Consider the following 21907-nt stretch of genomic DNA (forward strand, 5'->3'; position numbering starts at 1 on the left):
GCGGGTTCCTTCCTGGTTTCCTAACGGTTGGCGGCGATGGCCCGCGGACCGCGGGAGAGCGCCACCATGCCCGACTGCACGATCTCGCGGATGCCGTAGGGCTCGAGCATCCGCCGCAGCGCCGACAGCTTGTCGGCGGTGCCGGTGGCCTCGACGGTGACGGCGTCGGGGGCGACGTCGACCACCTTGGCCCGGAACATCTGGGTCACCTCGAGCACCTGGGAGCGCACGGTGGCGTCCGCGCGCACCTTGAGCATCACCAGCTCGCGCTGGACCGACGTGGCCGGCTCCAGCTCGACGATCTTGATGACGTTCACCAGCTTGTTGAGCTGCTTGGTGACCTGCTCGAGGGGGAACTCGTCGACGCTCACGCAGATGGTCATCCGCGAGATGCCGGCCTCCTCGGTCGGCCCGACCGCGAGCGACTGGATGTTGTAGCCGCGACGGGAGAACAGACCCGAGATGCGGGCCAGCACGCCGGGCTTGTCCTCGACGAGGACGGAGAGGGTGTGGTCGGTCATCAGGCCCCGTCCTCGCGCTCGAGGTTGGTGACGACCTCGTCGGCCCCGCCGGCCTCGGGGTCGTCGAACAGCGGGCGGATGTCCCGCGCCGCCATGATCTGGTCGTTGCCGGTGCCGGCGGCGACCATCGGCCAGACCTGGGCGTCCGCGCCGACGGTGAAGTCGATGACGACGGGGCGGTCGGTGATCGCCATGGCCTGGTTGATCACGCGGTCGACGTCGTCGCGCGACTCGCACCGCAGGCCCTCGCAGCCCAGCGCCTCGGCGAGCATGACGAAGTCCGGCACCCGGTGCTTGTGCGTGCCGAGCTCGGTGTTCGAGTAGCGCTCGCCGTAGAACAGCGTCTGCCACTGCCGGACCATGCCGAGGTTGCCGTTGTTGATGACGGCGACCTTGATCGGGATGCCCTCGATCGCGCAGGTGGCGAGCTCCTGGTTGGTCATCTGGAAGCAGCCGTCGCCGTCGATGCACCAGACGGTGGTGTCGGGCTTCCCGACCTTCGCACCCATGGCCGCCGGCACGCCGTAGCCCATGGTCCCGGCGCCGCCGGAGTTGAGCCAGGTACGCGGGTGCTCGTAGCCGATGAACTGCGCCGCCCACATCTGGTGCTGCCCGACGCCCGCGGCGTAGATCGCCTCCGGCCCGGCGATCCTGCCGATCCGCTCGATGACGTACTCCGGCGAGAGCGTGCCGTCGGCCGGCTCGTCGTAGCCGAGCGGGAAGGTCTCGCGCCAGGAGGTGAGCTGGTTCCACCAGGCGGTGAGGTCGGGGGTGCCGGTCTCGGCGGCCCGCAGCGCGGCGGTGAGCTCGCCGATGACCTCGCGGGCGTCGCCGACGATCGGGACGTCCGCGACGCGGTTCTTGCCGATCTCGGCGGGGTCGATGTCGGCGTGCACGACCTTCGCCTCGGGCGCGAACGTGGTCAGGTCCCCGGTCACGCGGTCGTCGAACCGGGCGCCCAGCGCCACGAGCAGGTCGGCCTTCTGCATCGCGGCGACGGCGGCGACGGTGCCGTGCATGCCGGGCATGCCCAGGTTCTGCGGGTGCGAGTCGGGGAACGCGCCGCGCGCCATGAGGGTGGTGACGACGGGTGCCCCGGTCTCCCGGGCCAGCTCCAGCAGCTCGGCGGACGCCTCGGCCTTGACCACGCCGCCGCCGACGTAGAGGACGGGGCGCCGGGCCGCGGAGATCAGCCGGGCCGCCTCGCGGATCTGCTTGCCGTGGGGCTTCGTCGTCGGGCGGTACCCGGGGAGCTCCATCTGGGCCGGCCACGAGAACGTCGTCTGGGCCTGCAGCACGTCCTTGGGCAGGTCGACCAGGACGGGGCCCGGGCGGCCGGTGCCCGCGATGTGGAACGCCTCGGTGATCGCCCGCGGGATGTCGGCCGGGTCGGTCACCAGCATGTTGTGCTTGGTGATCGGCAGCGTGATGCCGCAGATGTCGGCTTCCTGGAAGGCGTCGGTCCCGATCATCTTGCGCCCGACCTGACCGGTGATCGCGACGATCGGCACCGAGTCCAGCATCGCGTCGGCGAGCGGCGTGACCAGGTTGGTCGCGCCCGGGCCCGACGTCGCGATGCAGACGCCGACGCGCCCGGTGGCCTGCGCGTACCCGGTGGCGGCGTGGCCCGCGCCCTGCTCGTGGCGGACCAGGATGTGGCGCACGAGCGTGGAGTCGTAGAGCGGGTCGTAGGCCGGGAGGATCGCCCCGCCCGGGATGCCGAAGACGACGTCGCAGCCCACGGCCTCGAGAGAGCGCACGAGGGACTGGGCCCCCGTCGCGGGGACGGGGTCGATGCGGGCCGGGCGGGGCGCCGCCGGGCGGGACGTCGGCTGGGCTGCCGTGTCCTGCTGCTCGGTCGGCGCGCCGGATCGCGGAGCGGGACGCGGTCTGGCGGTGGTCATCGGTGATCAGCCTCTGGTCGGGACGAGCCGGGGGTGGACACGCCGGCGTGGAACACAAAAAGGCCCCCGCCGCCGGGAGGCGGAGAGGGCAGGCGCGTCAGATGTCTCGGGCAGCGAGCACGGAGCTCGTCAGACGCTGACGCGCCCGGCGAGTACGAGAATTCGCTCCAGCATGGCGGCCACGGTAGCACGGCGCCCGCGGGGCCCGGCCAGGCCTGGCCGGAGTGATCCATGACCCGCGCGTCACCGGGTCGGGGCCGTGAGGCCGGTCAGCGGGAACTCGAGCACGCTGCCCGGATCGTCGAGGGTGCCGGTGCGCGAGCCGGACTGCGGCCCGGCCTGCCCGTCGCTGTCGGTGGCGACGTAGAGGTGGGTGTGGTCGGCGCTGAGGGCGACGTCGCGGTAGCGGTTGCGGGTGCGGAAGAGCTGGATCGTGTCGCCGCGGAGGGAGCCACCGTCGCCGGTCAGCGGGAAGACGAAGACCGACCCGGTCTTCAACGCCGGCACGAGGAGCGCGTTGGCCACCGCGGGGTCGGGGGCGCCCTCCGCGGGGAGGTAGTCGAGGGCGGCGGGGGCGATCGAGGGCCAGCAGAGGTAGTAGTCGTCCGGCGTGCACTGCGGGTCCTGGAAGTTGTGCCCGGTCGGCACCGTGTACATCGTCCGGAGCGGCTCGACGTAGTCGGGGGAGTTCCAGACGGTCTCGGGCGGGCCACGTGGCACGCTCGGCGGGTCCTGGTAGTCGTCGTACGTCAGTTGGGGGCAGTCGGGGGCGGCCGACCAGTCCGCGTACCGGTAGGCCTGGTCGTCGCGGAACCCGGACACGTACGGCCAGCCGTAGTTCGCCCCGGGCCGGAGCAGGTTGATCTCGTCGTCGCTCTTGGGGCCGTGCTCGTCGGAGAAGATCCGGCCACCCGGGCCCACCGCGAGGCCCTGGGGGTTGCGGTGGCCGTAGGTGACGACGTGGCTGCGCACGCCGTGGATCACCGGGTTGTCGGATGGCACCGAGCCGTCGAGGTCGATGCGCAGGACCTTCCCGGCGTACGTGCTCCAGTCCTTCGCCGCGACCTGCGCCGCGGTGGGGAGATCCTGGGACCGGATCGGCTGGCAGGCCCGGTCGAACTGGTTGTTGCCCTGGTCGCCGAGGGAGTACCAGAGCTTCTGGTCCGGCCCGAGGATCAGCCGTCCCCCGTCGTGGTCGTGGCTGGCGGGGAGCCCGCTGATCACCTCGACCGGCGCCGAGAGGGTGCCGCCCGGATCGCGGTGATAACGCACGATCTTGGCGCGGAGGTCCTCGGCGGGCGGCGGGACGGCGTCGTAGGTGTAGGCGACGAACGCCGAGTCGCCCGCGAACGCGAGGCCGAGCAGACCGTCCTGCGCGCCGCTCGCGGAAGCGTCCGGGACGGTCAGCGCCACCGTGCGTGTGCCGTCCGCCGGGCTGATCCGGTCGACGCGCTTGCCGATCTTCTCGGTGACCCAGAGCCAGCCGTCGGGACCCCAGACCAGCTCCCACGGCGCGGCCAGTCCGGTGGTGAGCACGCGCATGCCGGGCACGGGCGGCGTGCCGGCCAGGCGGGGAGGTGGGCTCCCGCAGGCCGCGAGCACGGTCGCCACGGCGAGCGCGAGCAGCGGCAGGACGCGTCGCGGGCGCCGGCGCGCACCACCGGTCCCACCACCGCACGCTCCGCTGCGCCACATCGGTCCGTCCCCTCGCGGCTCCCGATGACACCGGGGCGGACCCCACCGACCCGGACCGACCAGGCTAGCGCCGCGGTGGCGCCCACGGCACCGCCTCGAGGGCATGCGGCGGCGACCCCGGCCGCCGGCTGGCACCATCGCGGAGGTGAGCGAGGAGCGGGGGACGACCGCGGCGCCGGCGGAGGACGTCGAGGAGACGGCGGCGTCCGGGGCGGTGTCGCGCGACGGGCGGGACCGCGCGGACGACCAGGTCGTCCACCCCGACGCGCGCCCGGCGACGTTCCGGGCGGTCCCGACGGTCGCGCTGGTCGCGATCGGGTTCCTCGCGCTCTGCCTCTCCCCCATCGCGTTCCAGGGCGGTGTGTGGTTCCTGCTGTTCCTGATCCCGCTCGCGGCGGCCGTCTGGGTGGTGCGCTCGCGGACGCGGGTCGACGCCGGGGGCGTGCACGTGCGGCGGGTCCTGGGCACGCGGTCTCTGGCGTGGTCGGACGTGACGACGCTGCGCCTCGACCAGCGCCGGTGGGTGCGCGCGGTCCCGCGCGAGGGCGCCGACCTCGAGCTGCGCGGGGTCCGCATCCGCGACCTCGGCCGCGTCGGGGAGGCCAGCGGCGGCCGGATCAGCGCGCCGAGCCCCGCCGACGCCGAGGCCGCCGCGGAGCACGCCCGCGAGCTGGAGGCCGCCCGGATGCGGGTCGCCCGGCTCCGCGACCAGCAGGACGCCGACGGACCGGGCACCGCGCGGGCGGAGGCCGAGCAGGCCGACGGCGGCGGGGTCGGGGGTTTGGACGCCGAGCCCGGCGCCTCCGACGGCGAGGCGACGCGGAGCACCGACGGTCCCGAGACCGGCACCGGTGGCACCAGCGGCAGCGACACCCACCACTCCTGACCACGGGGCGGCCCGAGCGCCGCGGGCACGCGATCACCGCGGCGTAACCTCGCCGGTCGTACCCCCCCGCGTCCGTTCCAGGAGGACCTGCCGTGCCGCCGCTCCGTTCCCGCGTCACCACCCAGGGCCGCAACGCCGCCGGCGCCCGCGCGCTGTGGCGGGCCACCGGCATGACCGACGACGACTTCGGCAAGCCGCTCGTGGCCATCGCGAACTCCTACACGCAGTTCGTGCCCGGTCACGTCCACCTCAAGGAGCTCGGCGAGCTGGTCGCGGGCGCGGTGCGCGAGGCCGGCGGCATCGCGCGGGAGTTCCACACCATCGCCGTCGACGACGGCATCGCGATGGGCCACGGCGGGATGCTCCACTCGCTGCCGAGCCGTGAGGTGATCGCGGACGCCGTCGAGCACATGGTCCAGGGCCACGCCGTGGACGCCCTGGTGTGCATCTCGAACTGCGACAAGATCACCCCGGGCATGCTCAACGCGGCGATGCGGCTCGACATCCCCACGGTCTTCGTCTCCGGCGGGCCGATGGAGGCCGGGAAGGCCGTCGTCGTCGGGGGCGTCGCGCAGGCCCCGACCGACCTCATCACCGCCATCTCGGCCAGTGCCTCGAGCGAGGTCACCGACGACGGCCTCACCGAGGTCGAGCGCTCCGCCTGCCCGACCTGCGGCTCCTGCTCGGGCATGTTCACGGCGAACTCGATGAACTGCCTCACCGAGGCGCTCGGGCTCTCCCTGCCCGGCAACGGCTCCACCCTCGCCACGCACGCCGCCCGCAAGGCGCTCTTCGAGCGCGCGGGTCGCACCGTGGTCGAGCTGGCGCGCCGGTGGTACGAGCACGACGACGAGTCGGCCCTGCCCCGGAACGTCGCCGGCAAGCACGCGTTCGAGAACGCGATGGCCCTCGACGTCGCGATGGGCGGCTCCACGAACACCGTGCTGCACATCCTCGCGGCGGCCCACGAGGCCGGCCTGGACTTCACCCTCGCCGACATCGACGCGGTCAGCCGCCGCGTGCCCTGCCTGTCCAAGGTCGCCCCGAACTCCAGCTACCACATGGAGGACGTGCACCGGGCCGGCGGCATCCCCGCGATCCTCGGCGAGCTCGACCGGGCCGGGATGCTCCACCGCGACGTCCACGCGGTCCACGCCGAGAGCCTCGAGCAGTGGCTCGGGCACTGGGACGTCCGCGGCGCGCGGCCCTCCGAGGAGGCCGTCGAGCTGTACCACGCGGCGCCGGGCGGGGTCCGGACCACCGAGCCGTTCTCGACGTCGAACCGCTGGAGCTCGCTCGACACCGACGCCGCCACCGGCTGCATCCGCGACGCCGCCCACGCCCACTCCGCCGACGGCGGCCTCGCCGTGCTCACCGGCAACCTCTCCACCGAGGGCGCGGTCATCAAGAGCGCCGGCCTGCCCGAGGACGGGCGGCACTTCCAGGGCCCTGCGCGCGTCGTGGACTCCCAGGAGCAGGCCGTCTCGATCATCCTCAACCGCGAGGTGCAGCCGGGCGACGTCGTCGTCGTGCGCTACGAGGGCCCCGCCGGCGGGCCGGGCATGCAGGAGATGCTGCACCCGACGGCGTTCCTCAAGGGCGCCGGCCTCGGCGCGGTGTGCGCGCTCATCACCGACGGACGGTTCTCGGGCGGCTCGTCGGGCATCAGCGTCGGGCACATCTCGCCCGAGGCCGCGGCCGGCGGCGCGATCGCGCTCGTCGAGAACGGCGACCAGATCCTCATCGACGTCGACTCCCGCCGCATCGAGCTGCTCGTCGACGACGACGTGCTCGCCGAGCGCCGCGCCAAGATGGAGGCCTCGGAGCGCCCCTGGCAGCCCGCCCAGGAACGGCACCGGGAGCTCACGAGCGCCCTGCGCGCCTACGCGAAGCTCGTGACCTCGGGCGCCACCGGCGCCGTCCGGCAGCTCTGAGCCGGGCTCAGCGGAACGCGAGGAGCACGGTCAGGCCGGTCCCGACGCCGATGATCGTGCACGTGACGCCGACCGGTGTCTGGGCCCGGAACCAGGCACGGTCGGCGTCGCCGCTGAGGCGCCCGGGCCCGACCAGCACGACGACGGCCGCGAGCACCAGCCCGAACAACGGCCCCTCGACGGGCCCGACGGCCATCGCGGCCCACGCCGCGGGGAGGCTCACGCCCAGCGCGACCACGCCGATCGCCAGGAGCGCCGCCCCGGCGAACGACGCGAACACCCCGAGCCCGACGAGCACCCCGGCGACGAGCTGCGCCCACCCGTAGGCGGTCACGAGCGGCGACACCGGCGCGAAGCCGTACCCGGCGACGAGCGCGGCGACGGCGTCGGCGGCCCCGTGCCCGCGCGGCAGGTCGAACAGCGCCCGCGCACCCCCGAGCAGCGCGGTGAGCCCGAGCACGACCCGGACGACCAGCAGCCCGACGTCGGCACCCCACGGCCGCACGACGACCGCCCGCGTCGGGATTGGCTCGTCCGACGGGCCGCCGAGCGCGTCGTCACCGACCCGCCACGGGAACACCGCGGTGTCGCTCGGCGCGCCCTCGAATCCGAAGACCGAGGCCGGCTCCCCGGTCACGGTGGATCTGCGCCAGCCCACGGACGGAGCCTAGAACGCCCCGTTCGGGTGATCACGCCGCCACGCGGGCGGAACGATCTAGTACTGCCCGACGACGAGGTTGGGCGGGTCCTGCCCGGCCCGCACCGCCTCGAGCTGGGTGGCGACGACGCGGTAGGCGCGGTCGAGGTGCCCCGGCACGCTGCCCCCGACGTGCGGGGTGAGCAGCAGGCCCGGCGCCGACCAGAGCGGGTGGTCGGCGGGCAGCGGCTCGGGGTCGGTGACGTCGACGGCGGCCCGCAGCCGCCCGGCCGCCAGCTCGGCGAGCAGCGCGTCGGTCTGCACGACGGGGCCGCGGGCGGCGTTCACGAGCAGCGCACCGTCGGCCATGGCGGCGAGGAAGTCGGCGTCGACCAGGCCCCGCGTGGCGTCGGTGAGGGGCACGAGGAGCACGACGACGTCGGCCTCGGGCAACAGGCCGGGCAGCTCGTCGACCCCGTGCACGCCCTCGCGCGCCCTCGTCCCGACCCGCGTCACCGACCCCACCTCGAACGGCGCGAGCCGGCGTGCGGTCTGCTCCGCGAGGTCGCCCGCCCCGACGAGCAGCACCCGCTTGCCGGTGAGGGTGTCGGTGACGTGCTGGTCCCACGTCCCGGTCAGCTGGTTCCGCACGAAGGCCGGGATCTCCCGGACCACCGCGAGGATCGTCGCGAGCACCCACTCCGCGGTGACCCCGCCGTGGGCGCCCTGGCAATCGGAGAGGGCGACCCCCTCGGGGAGGTGTCCGACGAACCTCTCCGCACCCGCCGAGAGCAGCTGGACCAGCCGCACCTTGGGGCAGGCCCGGATCATGGCCGCCGCGGCGTCCTGCGCGAGGAACCCGGGGATGAGCACCTCGGCCTCGGCCGCCTCGGGCGGGAGGCCCTCGGGCCCGGCGGACTCGTCGTAGCGCACCGCCCGGACGCCCTCGAGCGACGACAGGGCGCGCTCCCCGACCTCGTCGGGCACCAGCACGATCAGCTCGCTGTTCTCGGCCATCGCCCGCCAGGCTAGACCGGTTCACGGTGCGCTCAGCCGCCGACGCCTAGGCTGTCCGCCCGTGTCCGGTCCGTCGCCCCGCGTGCCCGGCAGGCGACGTGGGCGACCACGCGCGGTGCGCGGCGCCGCCGCTGTGCTGCTGGTGGTCCTCGCCCTGCTCGTCGCGGGCTGCGCCCGCTTCCCCGACGCGTCGTCGCAGCCCTGGCGCGACAACCCGGAGATCGGTCCGGAGAAGGTCCCGTCGCCGCAGTCGCCCGCCCCCTCGGAGCCCGCGCCCCCCGCCGGCCAGCCGCCGAACGGGCCCGCGGCCGCGCCGGGCCCCTGCGTCGACCCCGACCCGCAGGTGGTGGCGACGTGCCTCGGGCCGATCGCCGCGGTCGTGACGCTGCCCGGTGGCCAGGCCGCGCTCGTCGCCGAGCGCACCACCGGCCGCATCCTGCGCGTCGCGCCCGACACGGCGCCGCAGGTCATCGCGACGGTGCCCGTCGACGCCGCCGGCGACGGCGGGCTGACCGGCCTCGCGCTCTCCCCCACCTACGCCGAGGACCAGCTGGTCTACGCGTACGCGACGACGGCGTCCGGGAACGCGGTGCTGCGCGTCGCGCAGGGCGACGTGCCGAAGCCGATCCTCTCCGGCATCCCCCGCGGCGCCTCGGGCAACCGCGGCGCGATCGGCGTGGAGCCGACGGGGACGCTGCTCGTCGCCACCGGCGACGCCGGCGACCCGGCCTCCGCCGCCGCCCCGACCTCGCTCGCGGGCAAGCTGCTCCGCCTCGACCCGTTCGGCCGGCCCGCGCCGGGCGACCCGGTCCCGACGTCGCCGGTGGTCGGCTCCGGGCTGCACTCCCCCGGCGACGTGTGCCCCGACGCCGCCTCCACCACGACCTGGGTGACCGACCGCGCGGGCACCCGCGACGTCCTGCTGGCCGTGCGGCCGGGCTCGGTGCCCGGCGCCGCCGCGGCCGCCGCGCCGGCGTGGACGTGGCCGGACCGTCCCGGCGTCGACGGGTGCGCCGCCGGCGGCGGCTCGCTGTTCGTCGGACTGAACGACACCAAGGCCGTCTTCGTGCTGAAGCCGACGGCCGAGGGACGCTTCGTCGGCACCCCGGAGACCGTCCTCCCGAACACCTACGGGCGCATCTCCGGGGCCGACCTCGCGTCCGACGGCATGCTCTGGCTCGGCACCGTGAACAAGGACCCGGGCGGCACCCCGGGCGCCACGGACGACCGGGTCATCCGCATCCGCCCGCCCTCGGGCGGCGGCTCGGGTCCCGACTAGGCGCTCCGCACGACGTTTCCCGTCGCTGCCACCCCTCCGTAGAGAAGTTCGTCCAGCCGACGCTCCTCCTCGGCGATCCGCTCGCGGATCGGCTGCGCGAGTGGGTCGAGATCGCGGTCGACGTCCGGTGGCAGGTCGCTCAGCTCGACCTCGGCCTCCTGGATGCGGGTCCGGATGCCGACCGCCACCCGTGCCGTGTCGATCTGCGCGTGCCACGTCGCCGACACCGCGTCCCTGATCGCGACGTATTCGCGTTGTCGTGACAGCCCGAGCGCCCCCCGACCGTTGTCGACGAAGGCCGCCGCGGCGACGCCGTCGGGCTGGAGCTGCCCGACGGCCTTGGCGACCGAGGCCCGGGCCGCCTCCCGCTGCTAGTCGTAGCCGAAGCTCGCGATGAACCCGAGCGTGAGCAGGTGCAGGCACACCATCCGGTCCCAGCGTCGCCTCGGCTCCTTGCCGGGTTCCCGCGCCTCGTGCGGGGCCATGCCCAGGAAGAAGTCGAGGAGGACCCCGATGCTGCGCCTCTGGTCGACGAGGCTCGTCGACGGATCGCCGCCCGCGCCGTCGCCATCACTCCGGGGGAACGGGACCACGGCGTCCCGCACCAGCTCCCAGTAGCGGGTCCAGGTGAAGGGATGGCGCTCGTCGTCGGTCCCGGAGCCGGAGTCGGCGCTGTGGTCGAGCAGGGCCCGGAAGGCGTCGTTCGCGAAGTGGTCGCGGCCCGGCATGTCGTCCCGGGGCGTGAGATCGCTGTTGGTCGTGGCCCAGAAGAAGCTCTTGACGAAGCGGAGGAAGTCCAGCTCCTTCTGCTCGTCACTGATCCGGGCGTCGATGAAGACTGCCTCGCGCTCGAACGAGCGCGCCGCGATGAGCAGGTTGAGGAAGCGGAAGACCATCGAGTGGAAGAAGTATTGATCCTGTGATCGGTGGATGTCGGCACCGTCGAACTTGAGCCAGCGGTACTCGCCCGCGTAGGCCTGACTCATGCGCCGGTCCCAGTCGACCGCTGCCTCGAGCAACCGGGCGTGGTAACGACCCACCAGCTTCGTGAGCTTCTTCCGCTGGTCCCACTCGTGCTGCTTCCGCAGCAACAGGGTGTCGCCCCAGACGCGTGTCTGAAAGGTGACCAACGCCGTCACCAAGGACACACCCGCCGAGATGAGGATGGTGATCAAGCTGCTCACGTGCGGCCCCCGTCTGCTGCGGTCGGGGACGCCCCTCCACTCCCCGATCGGTTCGCAGTGTGGGAGCACCGGCGGCGCGCCGGGACGCCGCTGCGTAGAACTGCGTAGTACCGCCCACCCGGGAGGAGCAGGAGACGGCTCTCCGTCCTACGCACGCCTACCGACACAGCCACGGCCCCGCCTCCGGCACCGGGGCAGCGGTGCGGGGACGGGGCCGTGGATGGGGGGAGCGGACGGATCCCGCCGGAGGCGCCCAACCGTGTCGGAGTCGGTCGGACGGGCCGGCGTGGGGGGGACCGCCGCGGTCCGGGGTGGGGAGCCCCGGACGGTCATCGGGGAGCGATCAGGAGAAGGAGAGCAGGCTGGACTGCGGCGCGCTGCCGCCCAGGGCGGAGCCCCAGTGCGTGACGTCGGCCTTGCCGTTGTCGACGGCGTGCGTCAGGTCGTTCTTCATGAGCCCGAACTGCTCGCTCGCCTCGTGGGAGGTGAGGCCGTCCTTCGCCGCGGCGGCCCAGTTGGTGCGGGCGTGCGAGGCGTCGACGCCCGCGTTCGAGAGCGCGTGGCCGGTGTCGGTCGCCATGTCGGAGATCGGCAGCGACGACGGCGCCGACGGCACCGAGGAGAACGACGGGGCCGAGGACAGCGACGGGGCCGAGGGCAGCGACGACGGCGCCTTGCTCTTCAGCGTGGACGCAGCGTGGGAGGCCTTGTCCTGCGTGTCGGAGGCGTGCTCCTTCATCGAGGACGACACGTCGTGCGCCGAGGTGTGCGAGACCTTCGAGAACGGGGACGACTTCGCGGCGTCCTGGACCTCGTGCGACCCCTGGCTGACGTGCTCCTTGATGTCCTGCGTCGAGGGCGCGTGCGGCGCCGGCGACGCGAACGCCAGGGATGCGGTGCCGCCGGCGAGGGCGAGCGCCGCGGCAGCCGTGAAGGCCCCCCGGCCGGCGAGGCGGGTGGCGTGGGACGACGAGTGGGGAGCGTGGTGAGCGCCCATGCGAAGGCCTCCTCCTATCGGTGTTAGCGGATACGACCGGTCGGCGGATCAAGGTGCCTCCGCCCGGAGCCCAGCCACGAGCTGTTCTCCGTACACCCCAACGGATGAGTCCTATTTGGGTTACGGATCGGTCACGGCGAGTCTGCCGGAGTAGCGGAGGTCACCCTGCGCGATCGGACGACACGACCGGTGATCACGGGGGGCCACGCCGAGAACGACGCGAGGGGAACCCCGGCCGCGTGGAGCGGCCGGGAATTCCCCTCGCGAGTGGGACGGTGGGGGCGGCGGTCTACGACGAGGCGCCGACCCGCTCCAGCACCAGTTCGTTGACGCGGGCCGCGTCCGCCTGCCCGCGCGTCGCCTTCATCACCGCGCCGACGATCGCGCCCGCGGCCTTCGTCTTGCCCGCCCGGATCTTCTCCGCGACGGCCGGCTGCGCGGCGAGGGCCTCGTCGACGGCGGCGGTGAGGGCGGAGTCGTCGCTGACGACCGCGAGCCCGCGCCCGGCGACGACGTCGTCCGGCGATCCCTCCCCGGCCAGCACCCCGTCGACGACCTGACGGGCCAGCTTGTTGGTCAGCGTCCCCTCGGACACCAGGGCGATGACCCGCGCGACCTGCTCCGGGGTGATCGCGAGCTCGGTGAGCGCGACGCCCTGGGTGTTGGCCTGCTGCGCGAGGTAGGACACCCACCACGACCGGGCCGACTCCGAGGACGCCCCCGCGTCCACCGTCGCGGCGACGAGGTCGAGCGCGTCGGCGTTGACCAGGTCCCGCAGCTCCTCGTCCGAGAGGCCCCAGTCGGACTGGATGCGCGCCCGGCGCTCCCACGGCCGCTCGGGCAGCTCCTTCCGCAGCCCCTCGACCCACTCCGCCGACGGCTCGATCGGCACGAGGTCGGGCTCGGGGAAGTAGCGGTAGTCGGCGAGCGTCTCCTTCGCGCGGCCCGGCGAGGTGGTGCCGGACTGCTCGTCGAAGTGCCGGGTCTCCTGCCGCACCGTGCCGCCGGAGAGCAGCACGCCCGCCTGGCGGCCCATCTCGTAGCGCACCGCCCGCTCGACCGAGCGCAGCGAGTTGACGTTCTTGGTCTCGGTGCGGGTGCCGAACGTCGACGAGCCCTTCGGCATCAGCGAGACGTTCGCGTCACAGCGCATCGACCCCTGGTCCATGCGCACGTCGGACACTCCGAGGCCCTTGACGACGTCGCGCAGGGCCGAGACGTAGGCCCGCGCCACCTCGGGCGCCCGCGTGCCGGCGCCGACGATCGGCCGGGTGACGATCTCGATCAGCGGGACGCCGGCGCGGTTGTAGTCGAGCAGCGAGTAGTCGGCGCCGTGGATGCGGCCGGTGGCGCCGCCCATGTGCAGCGACTTCCCGGTGTCCTCCTCCATGTGCGCGCGCTCGATCTCCACCCGCCACGTCGACCCGTCGTCGAGCGGCACGTCGAGGTACCCGTCGAAGACGATCGGGTCCTCGTACTGGGAGATCTGGAAGTTCTTCGGCATGTCCGGGTAGAAGTAGTTCTTCCGGGCGAAGCCGCTGCGCTCGCGCACCGAGCAGTTCAGCGCGAGGCCGATGGTCACCGCGCTCTCGACCGCGCGGGCGTTGACCCGCGGCAGCGCGCCGGGCAGGCCGAGGCACACCGGGCAGATGTTGGTGTTGGGCTCCGCGCCGAACTCGTTGCGGCACCCGCAGAACATCTTCGTCGCGGTGTTGAGCTCGACGTGCACCTCGAGCCCCATCACGGGGTCGAAGCGCTCGCAGACCTCCTCGACGGTGTACGGGGCGGCCTCGACGGTGGTCATGACGCTCCCTGCAGGGCGGCGGGATCGGGGACGGTCGACGCGAACGGCACGCCCGACGCGGTGTCCCGGGCGAGCTCGTAGGCCGCACCGACGCGATAGGCGCGGTCGTCGGCGAGCGCGGGCGTCATCACCTGCAGCCCCACCGGCATGCCGTCCTCGGCGGCCAGGCCGCACGGCACGGACAGTCCCGCGATACCCGCGAGGTTCGCCGGGATCGTGCAGAGGTCGGCGAGGTACATCGACACCGGGTCGTCCACGCGGTCGCCGATCGGGAAGGCGGTCGTGGGCACCGTCGGGGACACGAGCACGTCGCAGCGCTCGAACGCCGCGCTGAAGTCCCGGACGACGAGCGTGCGCACCTTCTGCGCCTTGCCGTACAGCGCGTCGTACGACCCGGCCGAGAGCGCGTGGGTGCCGATCATGATGCGGCGCTTCACCTCGGCGCCGAACCCGGCCTCCCGCGTGGCCGACATGACCTCGTCGGTGGAGCGCGACCCGTCGTCGCCGACGCGCAGGCCGTAGCGCATCGCGTCGAAGCGGGCGAGGTTCGACGACGCCTCGCTCGGCGCGATGAGGTAGTACGCCGGCAGGCCGAGGGTGAACGAGGGGCACGAGACCTCGACGACCTCGGCGCCCAGCTCCGTGAGCACCCGGACGGCGTCGGTGAAGGCCGAGAGCACCCCGGTCTGGAAGCCCTCCCCGGAGAGCTCGTTCACCACGCCCACGCGCACGCCCGCGAGGTCGCCGCGCGCGCCGGCCAGGGCCGCCTCGACGACGGGCGGGAGCGGGGCGTCGATCGAGGTCTGGTCGCAGGGATCGTGCCCGCCGACCACCTCGTGCAGCATCGCGGCGTCGAGCACGGTGCGCCCGAACGGCCCGATCTGGTCGAGCGAGGACGAGAACGCCACCAGCCCGTACCGCGAGACCGTGCCGTAGGTCGGCTTCACCCCGACCGTGCCGGTGAAGGCGCCGGGCTGACGGATCGACCCGCCGGTGTCGCTCCCGAGCGCCAGCGGCGTCTCGCCCACCGCGGTCGCCGCGGCCGACCCGCCGCTGGACCCGCCGGGCACCCGCGCGGGGTCCCAGGGGTTGCGGACGGCGCCGTAGGCGGAGTTCTCGTTCGACCCGCCCATCGCGAACTCGTCGAGGTTGGTCTTGCCCAGCGGGACCAGGCCCGCCTCGCGCAGCCGGCGCACGACGGTGGCGTCGTAGGGCGGCCGCCAGCCGTCGAGGATCCGCGACGCGCACGTGGTCGGCATGTCGCGGGTGATCATGTTGTCCTTGATCGCCACCGGCACGCCGGCGAGCGGGCCGCGGACGGTGCCGGCGGCGATCTCGTCGTCGACGGCGGCCGCGGCCGCGAGCGCCGCGTCCGCGGCGACGTGCAGGAACGCGTTCAGCCCGGTCCGCTCGACCGCCTCGATGCGCTCCAGGTGCGCGCGGGTCACCTCGACCGACGAGACCTCCCGGGCCTGCACGCGGCGGGCGAGCTCGGCGGCGTCGAGGCGCGTCAGGTCCTCGGCCCCGGGACCGTTGTCGGCGCTGCTCACGGCTCCTCCCCCAGGATGCGCGGGACGCGGAAGCGGCCCTCCTCGGCGGCGGGGGCGCCCGCGAGGACGGCCTCCCGGTCGAGGGACGGCTCGGGCTCGTCGGCCCGCAGGACGTTCGTCAGCGGGGCGACGTGGCTGGTGGGCGGGACGTCGTCGTCGATCTCCGACACCCGGCCGACGGTGTCGAGGATGGCGTCGAGCTGGCCGGAGAACACGTCGAGCTCGTCGTCGGTGACGGCCAGCCGGGCCAGTCGGGCGAGATGGGCGACGTCGGAGCGCGTGATGTCGGACATGATCCTCCGAGTGGGGACCTGGTCAGGCCCCGTGACGTACCTGGGTCGATCCATCCTAGGCGTCACGCGTCGGGCTCCTCGACGCGGTTTCGGCACGCCCACCCCGGACCGGATCGCCTCCCCCGACCAGGTTTACCACCGCTCCGCGCTGCCCACCTCCCGCCGGGCCCCCACCCCGGGTCCTCGCTCCGTGTCGGGCGTGACTGGCACACTCGCCGCGCCCGCCGGAGTGCGCGACGCCGACGGGCTCGTCGGCGTGCCCGCCGTGGCGCGCCCGACCCTGCCGGCACGGCGGTGTGGCGGTGCTGGCGGTGCTGGCGGTGGCGGGACGACCACCGGGGACGGAGGCGGCGTGACCTACCTGCTGCGAGTGGTGCTGCCCGACCGACCGGGCACCCTCGGCGCGGTCGCGTCGGCGCTCGGCGGCGAGGGGGCGGACATCCTGTCCGTGGACGTCGTGGAGCGCCACCAGGGTGTGGCCGTGGACGACCTGGTGGTCGACCTCCCGGCGGCCCGGCCGCCGGACGTGCTCATCACCGCCGCCGAGTCGGTGCGCGACGTGACCGTCGAGTCGGTGCGCCCGTTCTTCGGCCCGCTCGACACCGCCCGCGAGCTGGAGCTCGTCGAGGCCGTGGCCGCCGACCCCGACCGCGGGATCGCGCTGCTCGCCGACGCCGTACCCCGGATCTTCCGGTCCGCGTGGGCGATGGTGGTGGAGGCCTCGACCGGCGACGTCTGGGGCGACGGTGGGACCCGCGTGCACCGCGTCGCGGCGAGCTCGGCGGCACCGGAGACCGACGCGGAGACCCTCCCCTGGCTGCCGCTGGCCAAGGCGACGGTGCTCGACCCGACCGGCGGCCACGAGGTCCCCTCGGCCTGGACCGACCTGGACACCGAGCTCGCGGCCGCCCCGCTGGGGCGGCCGGACCGGGCCCTGGTGCTCGGCCGACCCGGCGGGCCCGGGTTCCGCCCGTCGGAGCTGGCGCGGATCTCCCACCTCGCGGGGATCGTCGCCACCATGACCGGCTGAGCCCCGCGACCCGTCGTGCTCAGCGGCGCGGCTCGGGGCGGATGCCGCGCAGGCCGGCCAGGGTCGGACCCCAGCCCGGCCGGCGGCGCTCCGCCAGCCGCGGCGAGACCGCCTGGCCGAGGGCGTAGCGGACCAGCTCCTCGTTGCCGGTGGCGAGCCAGGTGCCGTCGGGACCCTTGAGCGTGTCCTCGAAGCCCATGCGGGTGTCGAGGTTGTTGCGGCGCGCGTAGTCCAGCACCGGCCAGGCGCCGCCCTCCTCGCCGTGGAGCAGGATCGGGACCGACATCGGCCCGAGCGCCTTGAGGATGCGGACGGCCTCGGCGACGGCGGTGTCGGGGTCGGTCACCGTGACCTCGGCGAGCACCCGGACCGTGCCGCGCGGGACGCCGGCCTGCTTGAGCTGGACGGCGTCGCCGGTGGTCCACACCCCGAGCTCGATACCGATCCCGACGGAGTCGAGCGCCTCGCAGACGATCTCCCAGCCGCGCTCGTGGACGTTGACCGAGGCGACGTCGGGGCGGGCGTGGTCGGGCAGGCGGGACCACTGCTGCACCAGGTCGGTGCGCTTGAACGGGTCGGGCTCCACCCAGCGCGCGGTGGTCACGCCGATCTCCATCGACGGGGCGGCCTGGCGGATCGCCCCCACCACGGCGCCGATGGGCCCGGGGTCGAGGCTCTCCTGCCCGTCGGTGTCGCGCGGGTGCACGTGAAAGCTCGTCACCCCGAGCGCCGCGACCGCCCGGGCGTCCCGGGCGAGGTGACGGGGCGTCATCGGGACCGCGGGGTAGACGTCGGCGGGGCGGGCGCCGTTGGGGCAGCACTGGAGCACCTGCGCGTCACCTCCCCGTCCGTGCCCGGTGCCGCTCGCGCGGCAGTGCGACCAGGATATGGGACCAGCTTCAACCTTCTCCGCTGCGACATCAACGTCTGCACGTGCGTCTGCACGCGTTTCGGCCACATCCCACCCGTCCGCCGGAGCGGACGCCGCAGAGTGACCGCCCCCGGCGAGCTACTCCTCGAGGGCGGCCGTCGCCTCGGCACCCGCCGGGACCTGCGCGTTCTCCCGCGCCGCGTCCGGTCCCTGCTCGAGGAGCACCCGGAACCCGTCCTCGTCGAGGATCGGGACCTTCGCGGCCACCGCCTTGTCGTACTTCGAGCCCGGTTCGTCCCCGACCACGACGAATGCCGTCTTCTTCGACACCGACGACGCCGCCCGGCCCCCGCGCGCGAGGATCGCCTCCTTGGCCTCGTCGCGGGAGAAGGTCGGCAACGACCCGGTGACCACCACCGAGAGCCCCTCGAGCGTGCGCGGGGTCGACTCGTCGACCTCCTCGGCCAGGTCCACCCCGGCGGCGCGCCACTTCTCGACCACCTCGCGGTGCCAGTCCACCGAGAACCACTCGCGCACGGCGGCCGCGATGGTCGGGCCGACGCCGTCGACCGCGGCCAGCTCCTCCTCGCTCGCGGCGTCGATGGCCTCGACCGAGCGGAAGTGCCGGGCGAGGGCCTGCGCGGCCGTCGGGCCGACGTGGCGGATCGACAGCCCCACGAGCACCTTCCACAGCGGCCGGTGCTTGGCGGTCTCGAGGTTGGCCAGCAGCTTGCGCCCGTTGGCCGAGAGGTTCCCGGCCTTCGTGCGGAACAGCGGGACCTCCGCGAGGGCGTCCTCGGTGAGGGCGAACACGTCCCCCTCGTCCTGCACCGCACCCGCGGTCAGCAGCGCCGTCGCCGCCTCGTAGCCGAGGACCTCGATGTCGAACGCCCCGCGGCCCGCGACGTGGAAGAGCCGCTCCCGCAGTTGCGCGGGACAGGACCGCGCGTTGGGGCAGCGCAGGTCCTTGTCGCCCTCGCGCATCTGCCGCAGCTCGGTGCCGCACTCGGGGCAGTGCGTCGGCATGACGAAGGCGTGCTCGGTGCCGTCCCGGGCCTCGACGACGGGGCCCAGCACCTCGGGGATCACGTCGCCCGCCTTGCGGATGATCACCCGGTCCCCGATGAGGACGCCCTTGCGCTCGACCTCGCCGGCGTTGTGCAGGGTGGCCAGCGACACCGTCGAGCCCGCGACCAGCACCGGGTCCATCTCCGCGAACGGGGTGACGCGGCCGGTGCGGCCGACGTTGACGCTGATGTTCCGCAGCGTCGTCGTCGCCTGCTCGGGCGGGTACTTGTAGGCGATCGCCCAGCGCGGCGCCCGGGCGGTGGAGCCCAGCCGTCGCTGCAGCGCCACGTCGTCGACCTTGACCACCACGCCGTCGATCTCGTGCTCGGCGTCGTGCCGGTGCTCGCCCCAGTAGCGGGTGTGCTCGATGACCGCGTCGACCCCGTGCAGCACCCGGGTGTGGGTGGACACCGGCAGGCCCCAGGCGGCGAGCGCGTCGTAGGCCTGGGACTGCCGTTCCGGGGTGAAGCCGCGCCGCTTGCCCAGCCCGTGGCAGATCAGGCGCAGCGGGCGGGTGGCCGTGACCCGCGGGTCCTTCTGGCGCAGGCTGCCGGCCGCGGAGTTGCGCGGGTTCGCGAAGGGCTGCTTGCCCGCCGCGACGAGCCCGGCGTTGAGCTCCTCGAAATCGGCCAGCCGGAAGAAGACCTCGCCGCGCACCTCGATGAGCTCGGGCACGCCGAACTCGTCGGTGCCGGTGAGCTCGGTGGGCACGTCGGCGAGCGTGCGCATGTTGAGGGTGATGTCCTCGCCGGTGCGCCCGTCGCCACGGGTGAGCGCGCGGGTGAGGTGGCCGTCCTCGTAGAGCAGGTTGACCGCGAGGCCGTCGATCTTGAGCTCGCAGAGGTACTGCAGCTCCTGGGTGGGGAAGTCGAGCTCGCGCTGCACCCGCAGCACCCACTCGCGCAGTTCCTCGGGCTCGAAGGCGTTGTCCAGCGAGAGCATCCGCTCGAGGTGGTCGACCGCGACGAAGTCGGTGGAGAACCCGCCGCCGACCCGCTGCGTGGGGCTCGCCGGCGTCACGAGCGACGGGTACTGCTCCTCGAGGGACAGCAGCTCGCCGAAGAGCTCGTCGAACTCGCCGTCGGTGACGATCGGCGCGTCGAGCACGTAGTAGCGGAACTGGTGGTCGCCCACGACCTCGGCCAGCTCCTGGTGCCGCGCCTGCGCCTGCGCGGGCAGGTCGGCCGTGCCGGTCGAGGAGGCGGTGGTCTCGCTGGTCACGGCGCCGAGGGTAGCCGCGGGGTCCGACAGCCACGCCTGCTCAGCGGCGCCTCACCAGGACGAGGGCGGGTCCGCGAACGCCTGCGCCAGCTCGACGCTGCGCGCCATCGCGGACCGGGCCCACGCCGGGCTCGCCCCCGCCAGCCCGCAGGCGGGCGTGACGACGGCCCGGTCGGCCAGCCGCGCCCGGTCGAACCCGAGGCGGTCGGCGAGCTCCAGCGCCGGCCGCGCGAGGTCCGCCAGCTCCGGGCGGCCGTCCGGGTCGGTCGAGGGCACCACCCCCAGCCACAGCTCGGTGGGCGCGTCCCACAGCTCGCCGAGGGCGTCGAGCACGGGGCCCGAGCGGTCCAGGGCGGTGAGGTCGACGGCCACCGCGTCCGCGCCGCTCGCCCCGAGCAGCGCCAGCGGCGGCGTCGGGTGGCAGCAGTGGACGACGACGCCGGCCGCGCCCGCCCCCCGGGCCGCCTCCACCAGCGTCCCCAGCCCGGCCCGCGCGTCGGCGCCGGGCACCGCGCGCACCGTGCCGTACCCGCTCGGGGTGGGCAGCGAGCCGGCGAGGACGGCGGGCAGCGTCGGCTCGTCGAGCTGCACCACCACCTCGGCGCCCGTCCGGCGGCCGAGCTCGGCGACGTGGCCGCGCAGCCCCTCGGCGAGGCTCTCGGTGAACTCCGCGACCGCGCCCGGATCGGTCAGCACCCGGTTGCCGTTGCGCAGCTCCACCCCCGCCGCGAGCGTCCACGGGCCGGCGACCTGGGTCTTCACCCGGCGCGGGGTCGCGCCCGCCTCGCCCAGGGCCTCGTCGAGCGCGTCGACGTCGCGGGCGAGGAGCTCGACACCCCGCCGGTGCTGCGCCCCGGGCCGGGCGGTGACCCGGTACCCCGACGGCCACACCTCGACGGCGAGGTCGACCAGCAGCGCGGCCGCCCGCCCGACCATGTCGGCACCGACACCGCGCGCGGGCAGCTCCGGGACGTGCGGGAAGCCGGGCAGCTCGCCGACGACGGTGCGCGCGGCCTCCCGCTGGTCGGTCCCCGGCAGCGAGCCCAGTCCGGTGGCACGCTCCTCCGGGGCGAGGGGCGCGTCCGGCACCGCGGCCGGGGTATCGGCCTGGTCCACCTCGGGCACGACGAGCAGGGGATCGCTCACGCCCCAGGTGTACCCGAGACCGAGGAGGGCCGTGACGGGCGGGGACGGGCAACGGGGCCGCACCGGGCGCCTGGTGGGCATCGGCGCCGTCAGCGGGGTCGTCGGGGGGCTGCTGGGCGGTGGCAACGGGGTGCTGACCGTCCCCGCGCTCGCCCACGACACCTCGCTGTCCCGCCCGGCGGTCCACGGCACCTCCACGCTCGCGGCGACGCCGGTGTGCGTGGCCGGCGCGCTGGTGTACTGGCTGGCCGGCGGCACCATCGACCTGACCGCGGGCGCCGGGATGATCGTCGGCGGGATGGTCGGCGGGGTCTGGGGCGCGAGGCTGGTGGCGCGCGCCTCGGACACGGTGCTGCGCGTCCTGCTGATCGCGATCCTCGCGCTCACCGCCGCCAAGCTCTACCTCGACGCGGCCGGGCTCGACCCGGCCGACGGCGCCGCCGTCGTCCCCGCGCCGCTGCTCGCGACCCCGTGGTTCGTGGTGCCGGCGGGCCTCGTCGTCGGCGTCGTCGTCGGCGCCTGGGCCGGGGCGATGGGCCTGGGCGGTGGCCTGCTCGCGGTGCCCGCGCTGGTGCTGCTCTTCGGCGTCGACCTCCACACCGCGGCGGGGACCTCGCTGCTCGTCTTCGCGCCGAACTCCCTGGTGGGCGGGCTCGCGCACCGGCGGCAGGGCACCGCCGACCTGCGCATCGCGACCCTGGTCGGGCTCGCCGCCGTCCCCGGCGCCGTCGGCGGTGCGTTCCTGGCGCTCGCCCTGGGCAACGCGGTGGTCGGGCTCGTGTTCGGCACGTTCGCGCTGGTGATGGCCGTGCGGGAGGTCGCCCTGCTCGTCCGGCACCGGCGCGCCCCGGCCCGCGCGCCCGGGTAGGG

Annotated in this window: 19 protein-coding genes; 5 read left to right on the forward strand and 14 right to left on the reverse strand. The window is 74.5% G+C overall.

Translation table 11 applies throughout. From position 1 onward, the window contains the following. Positions 1 to 20: 20 nt before the first annotated feature. The 3 genes from ilvN to HH311_RS15550 form a co-directional block, all read right to left on the reverse strand. Complete coding sequence (gene ilvN / locus HH311_RS15540) at positions 21 to 521, reverse strand: acetolactate synthase small subunit (RefSeq protein WP_169184583.1); 501 nt, start codon at positions 519 to 521, stop codon at positions 21 to 23. Next, positions 521 to 2425 carry an acetolactate synthase large subunit gene (locus HH311_RS15545; RefSeq protein WP_169184584.1) on the reverse strand — a complete coding sequence of 635 codons (1905 nt, stop codon included), beginning with the start codon at positions 2423 to 2425 and terminating at the stop codon, positions 521 to 523. Before HH311_RS15545 ends, ilvN begins: the two co-directional genes overlap by 1 nt. A gap of 243 nt (positions 2426 to 2668) precedes the next feature. Next, entirely contained in the window at positions 2669 to 4120 is a 1452-nt protein-coding gene (locus HH311_RS15550; protein WP_211190317.1) for a glucose/sorbosone family PQQ-dependent dehydrogenase, read from the reverse strand. Between the two features lie 145 nt (positions 4121 to 4265). Here HH311_RS15550 and HH311_RS15555 point away from each other — a divergent pair, with 145 nt between their 5' ends. Together HH311_RS15555 and ilvD are read left to right on the forward strand one after the other, a co-directional pair. Next, positions 4266 to 5006: a PH domain-containing protein gene (locus HH311_RS15555; RefSeq protein ID WP_169184585.1), complete on the forward strand. Its 741-nt coding sequence runs from the start codon at positions 4266 to 4268 to the stop codon at positions 5004 to 5006. Positions 5007 to 5098: 92 nt separating this feature from the next. Beyond that, entirely contained in the window at positions 5099 to 6940 is a 1842-nt protein-coding gene (gene ilvD, locus HH311_RS15560; RefSeq protein WP_169184586.1) for a dihydroxy-acid dehydratase, read from the forward strand. 7 nt (positions 6941 to 6947) lie between these two features. On the opposite strand, the gene HH311_RS15565 is transcribed toward ilvD, so the two are convergent. After that, positions 6948 to 7598 (reverse strand): DoxX family membrane protein, encoded by a 651-nt coding sequence (locus tag HH311_RS15565; protein WP_169184587.1) that lies wholly within the window; start codon positions 7596 to 7598, stop codon positions 6948 to 6950. A 57-nt stretch (positions 7599 to 7655) separates the two neighbouring features. Further along, positions 7656 to 8594: a 2-hydroxyacid dehydrogenase gene (locus HH311_RS15570; protein WP_169184588.1), complete on the reverse strand. Its 939-nt coding sequence runs from the start codon at positions 8592 to 8594 to the stop codon at positions 7656 to 7658. A 61-nt stretch (positions 8595 to 8655) separates the two neighbouring features. Between HH311_RS15570 and HH311_RS15575 the strand changes: the two genes are divergently transcribed. Beyond that, the gene (locus HH311_RS15575; protein WP_312030176.1) at positions 8656 to 9873 is read left to right on the forward strand and encodes a PQQ-dependent sugar dehydrogenase; all 1218 of its coding nucleotides are present in this window, start codon (positions 8656 to 8658) and stop codon (positions 9871 to 9873) included. Here HH311_RS15575 and HH311_RS15580 read toward each other — a convergent pair. From HH311_RS15580 to gatC, 6 genes are all read right to left on the reverse strand, one after another. Continuing rightward, positions 9870 to 10100 (reverse strand): hypothetical protein, encoded by a 231-nt coding sequence (locus tag HH311_RS15580; RefSeq protein WP_169184589.1) that lies wholly within the window; start codon positions 10098 to 10100, stop codon positions 9870 to 9872. The two genes, HH311_RS15575 and HH311_RS15580, sit on opposite strands and share 4 nt — an antisense overlap. A gap of 144 nt (positions 10101 to 10244) precedes the next feature. Continuing rightward, a complete protein-coding gene (locus HH311_RS15585) occupies positions 10245 to 11057 on the reverse strand; it encodes a hypothetical protein (protein ID WP_169184590.1) in 813 nt (270 codons plus the stop codon). Positions 11058 to 11400: 343 nt separating this feature from the next. Further along, positions 11401 to 12054 (reverse strand): hypothetical protein, encoded by a 654-nt coding sequence (locus HH311_RS15590; protein ID WP_169184591.1) that lies wholly within the window; start codon positions 12052 to 12054, stop codon positions 11401 to 11403. Between the two features lie 289 nt (positions 12055 to 12343). After that, positions 12344 to 13858 carry an Asp-tRNA(Asn)/Glu-tRNA(Gln) amidotransferase subunit GatB gene (gatB, locus tag HH311_RS15595; RefSeq protein WP_169184592.1) on the reverse strand — a complete coding sequence of 505 codons (1515 nt, stop codon included), beginning with the start codon at positions 13856 to 13858 and terminating at the stop codon, positions 12344 to 12346. Further along, a complete protein-coding gene (gene gatA, locus HH311_RS15600) occupies positions 13855 to 15408 on the reverse strand; it encodes an Asp-tRNA(Asn)/Glu-tRNA(Gln) amidotransferase subunit GatA (protein WP_169184593.1) in 1554 nt (517 codons plus the stop codon). The genes gatB and gatA overlap by 4 nt, the downstream gene beginning before the upstream one ends. Further along, positions 15405 to 15701, reverse strand: coding sequence for an Asp-tRNA(Asn)/Glu-tRNA(Gln) amidotransferase subunit GatC (gene gatC / locus HH311_RS15605; protein WP_169184594.1), 297 nt, complete (start codon positions 15699 to 15701; stop codon positions 15405 to 15407). Before gatC ends, gatA begins: the two co-directional genes overlap by 4 nt. 352 nt (positions 15702 to 16053) lie before the next feature. Here gatC and HH311_RS31845 point away from each other — a divergent pair, with 352 nt between their 5' ends. After that, the gene (locus tag HH311_RS31845) at positions 16054 to 16731 is read left to right on the forward strand and encodes an ACT domain-containing protein (RefSeq protein WP_169184595.1); all 678 of its coding nucleotides are present in this window, start codon (positions 16054 to 16056) and stop codon (positions 16729 to 16731) included. A 19-nt stretch (positions 16732 to 16750) separates the two neighbouring features. Here the strand turns inward: HH311_RS31845 and HH311_RS15615 are convergent, their stop codons facing one another. The 3 genes from HH311_RS15615 to HH311_RS15625 all read right to left on the reverse strand — a co-directional run bounded on the left by HH311_RS15615 (position 16751) and on the right by HH311_RS15625 (position 21037). Beyond that, positions 16751 to 17560: a 3-keto-5-aminohexanoate cleavage protein gene (locus HH311_RS15615; RefSeq protein WP_169184596.1), complete on the reverse strand. Its 810-nt coding sequence runs from the start codon at positions 17558 to 17560 to the stop codon at positions 16751 to 16753. 180 nt (positions 17561 to 17740) lie between these two features. Next, on the reverse strand, positions 17741 to 19849 hold the full coding sequence (ligA, locus tag HH311_RS15620; RefSeq protein WP_211190343.1) for an NAD-dependent DNA ligase LigA: 2109 nt from the start codon (positions 19847 to 19849) through the stop codon (positions 17741 to 17743). Positions 19850 to 19942: 93 nt separating this feature from the next. Next, entirely contained in the window at positions 19943 to 21037 is a 1095-nt protein-coding gene (locus tag HH311_RS15625; RefSeq protein WP_396027444.1) for a methionine synthase, read from the reverse strand. Between the two features lie 31 nt (positions 21038 to 21068). On the opposite strand from HH311_RS15625, the gene HH311_RS15630 reads away from it, so the two are divergent. Continuing rightward, complete coding sequence (locus HH311_RS15630) at positions 21069 to 21905, forward strand: TSUP family transporter (RefSeq protein WP_169184599.1); 837 nt, start codon at positions 21069 to 21071, stop codon at positions 21903 to 21905. The last annotated feature ends 2 nt before the right edge of the window (positions 21906 to 21907 follow it).

Origin of the sequence: Actinomycetospora sp. TBRC 11914 (genome assembly GCF_012933465.1) — a bacterium.
Taxonomy (GTDB): Bacteria; Actinomycetota; Actinomycetes; order Mycobacteriales; family Pseudonocardiaceae; genus Actinomycetospora.

Bases quoted from the DNA above. Each gene is read 5' to 3' on its own strand.
- ilvN (WP_169184583.1), bottom strand. From the start codon at position 521: ATGACCGACCACACCCTCTCCGTCCTCGTCGAGGACAAGCCCGGCGTG.
- HH311_RS15545 (WP_169184584.1), bottom strand. From the start codon at position 2,425: ATGACCACCGCCAGACCGCGTCCCGCTCCGCGATCCGGCGCGCCGACC.
- HH311_RS15550 (WP_211190317.1), bottom strand. From the start codon at position 4,120: ATGTGGCGCAGCGGAGCGTGCGGTGGTGGGACCGGTGGTGCGCGCCGG.
- HH311_RS15570 (WP_169184588.1), bottom strand. From the start codon at position 8,594: ATGGCCGAGAACAGCGAGCTGATCGTGCTGGTGCCCGACGAGGTCGGG.
- HH311_RS15590 (WP_169184591.1), bottom strand. From the start codon at position 12,054: ATGGGCGCTCACCACGCTCCCCACTCGTCGTCCCACGCCACCCGCCTC.
- gatB (WP_169184592.1), bottom strand. From the start codon at position 13,858: ATGACCACCGTCGAGGCCGCCCCGTACACCGTCGAGGAGGTCTGCGAG.
- gatC (WP_169184594.1), bottom strand. From the start codon at position 15,701: ATGTCCGACATCACGCGCTCCGACGTCGCCCATCTCGCCCGACTGGCC.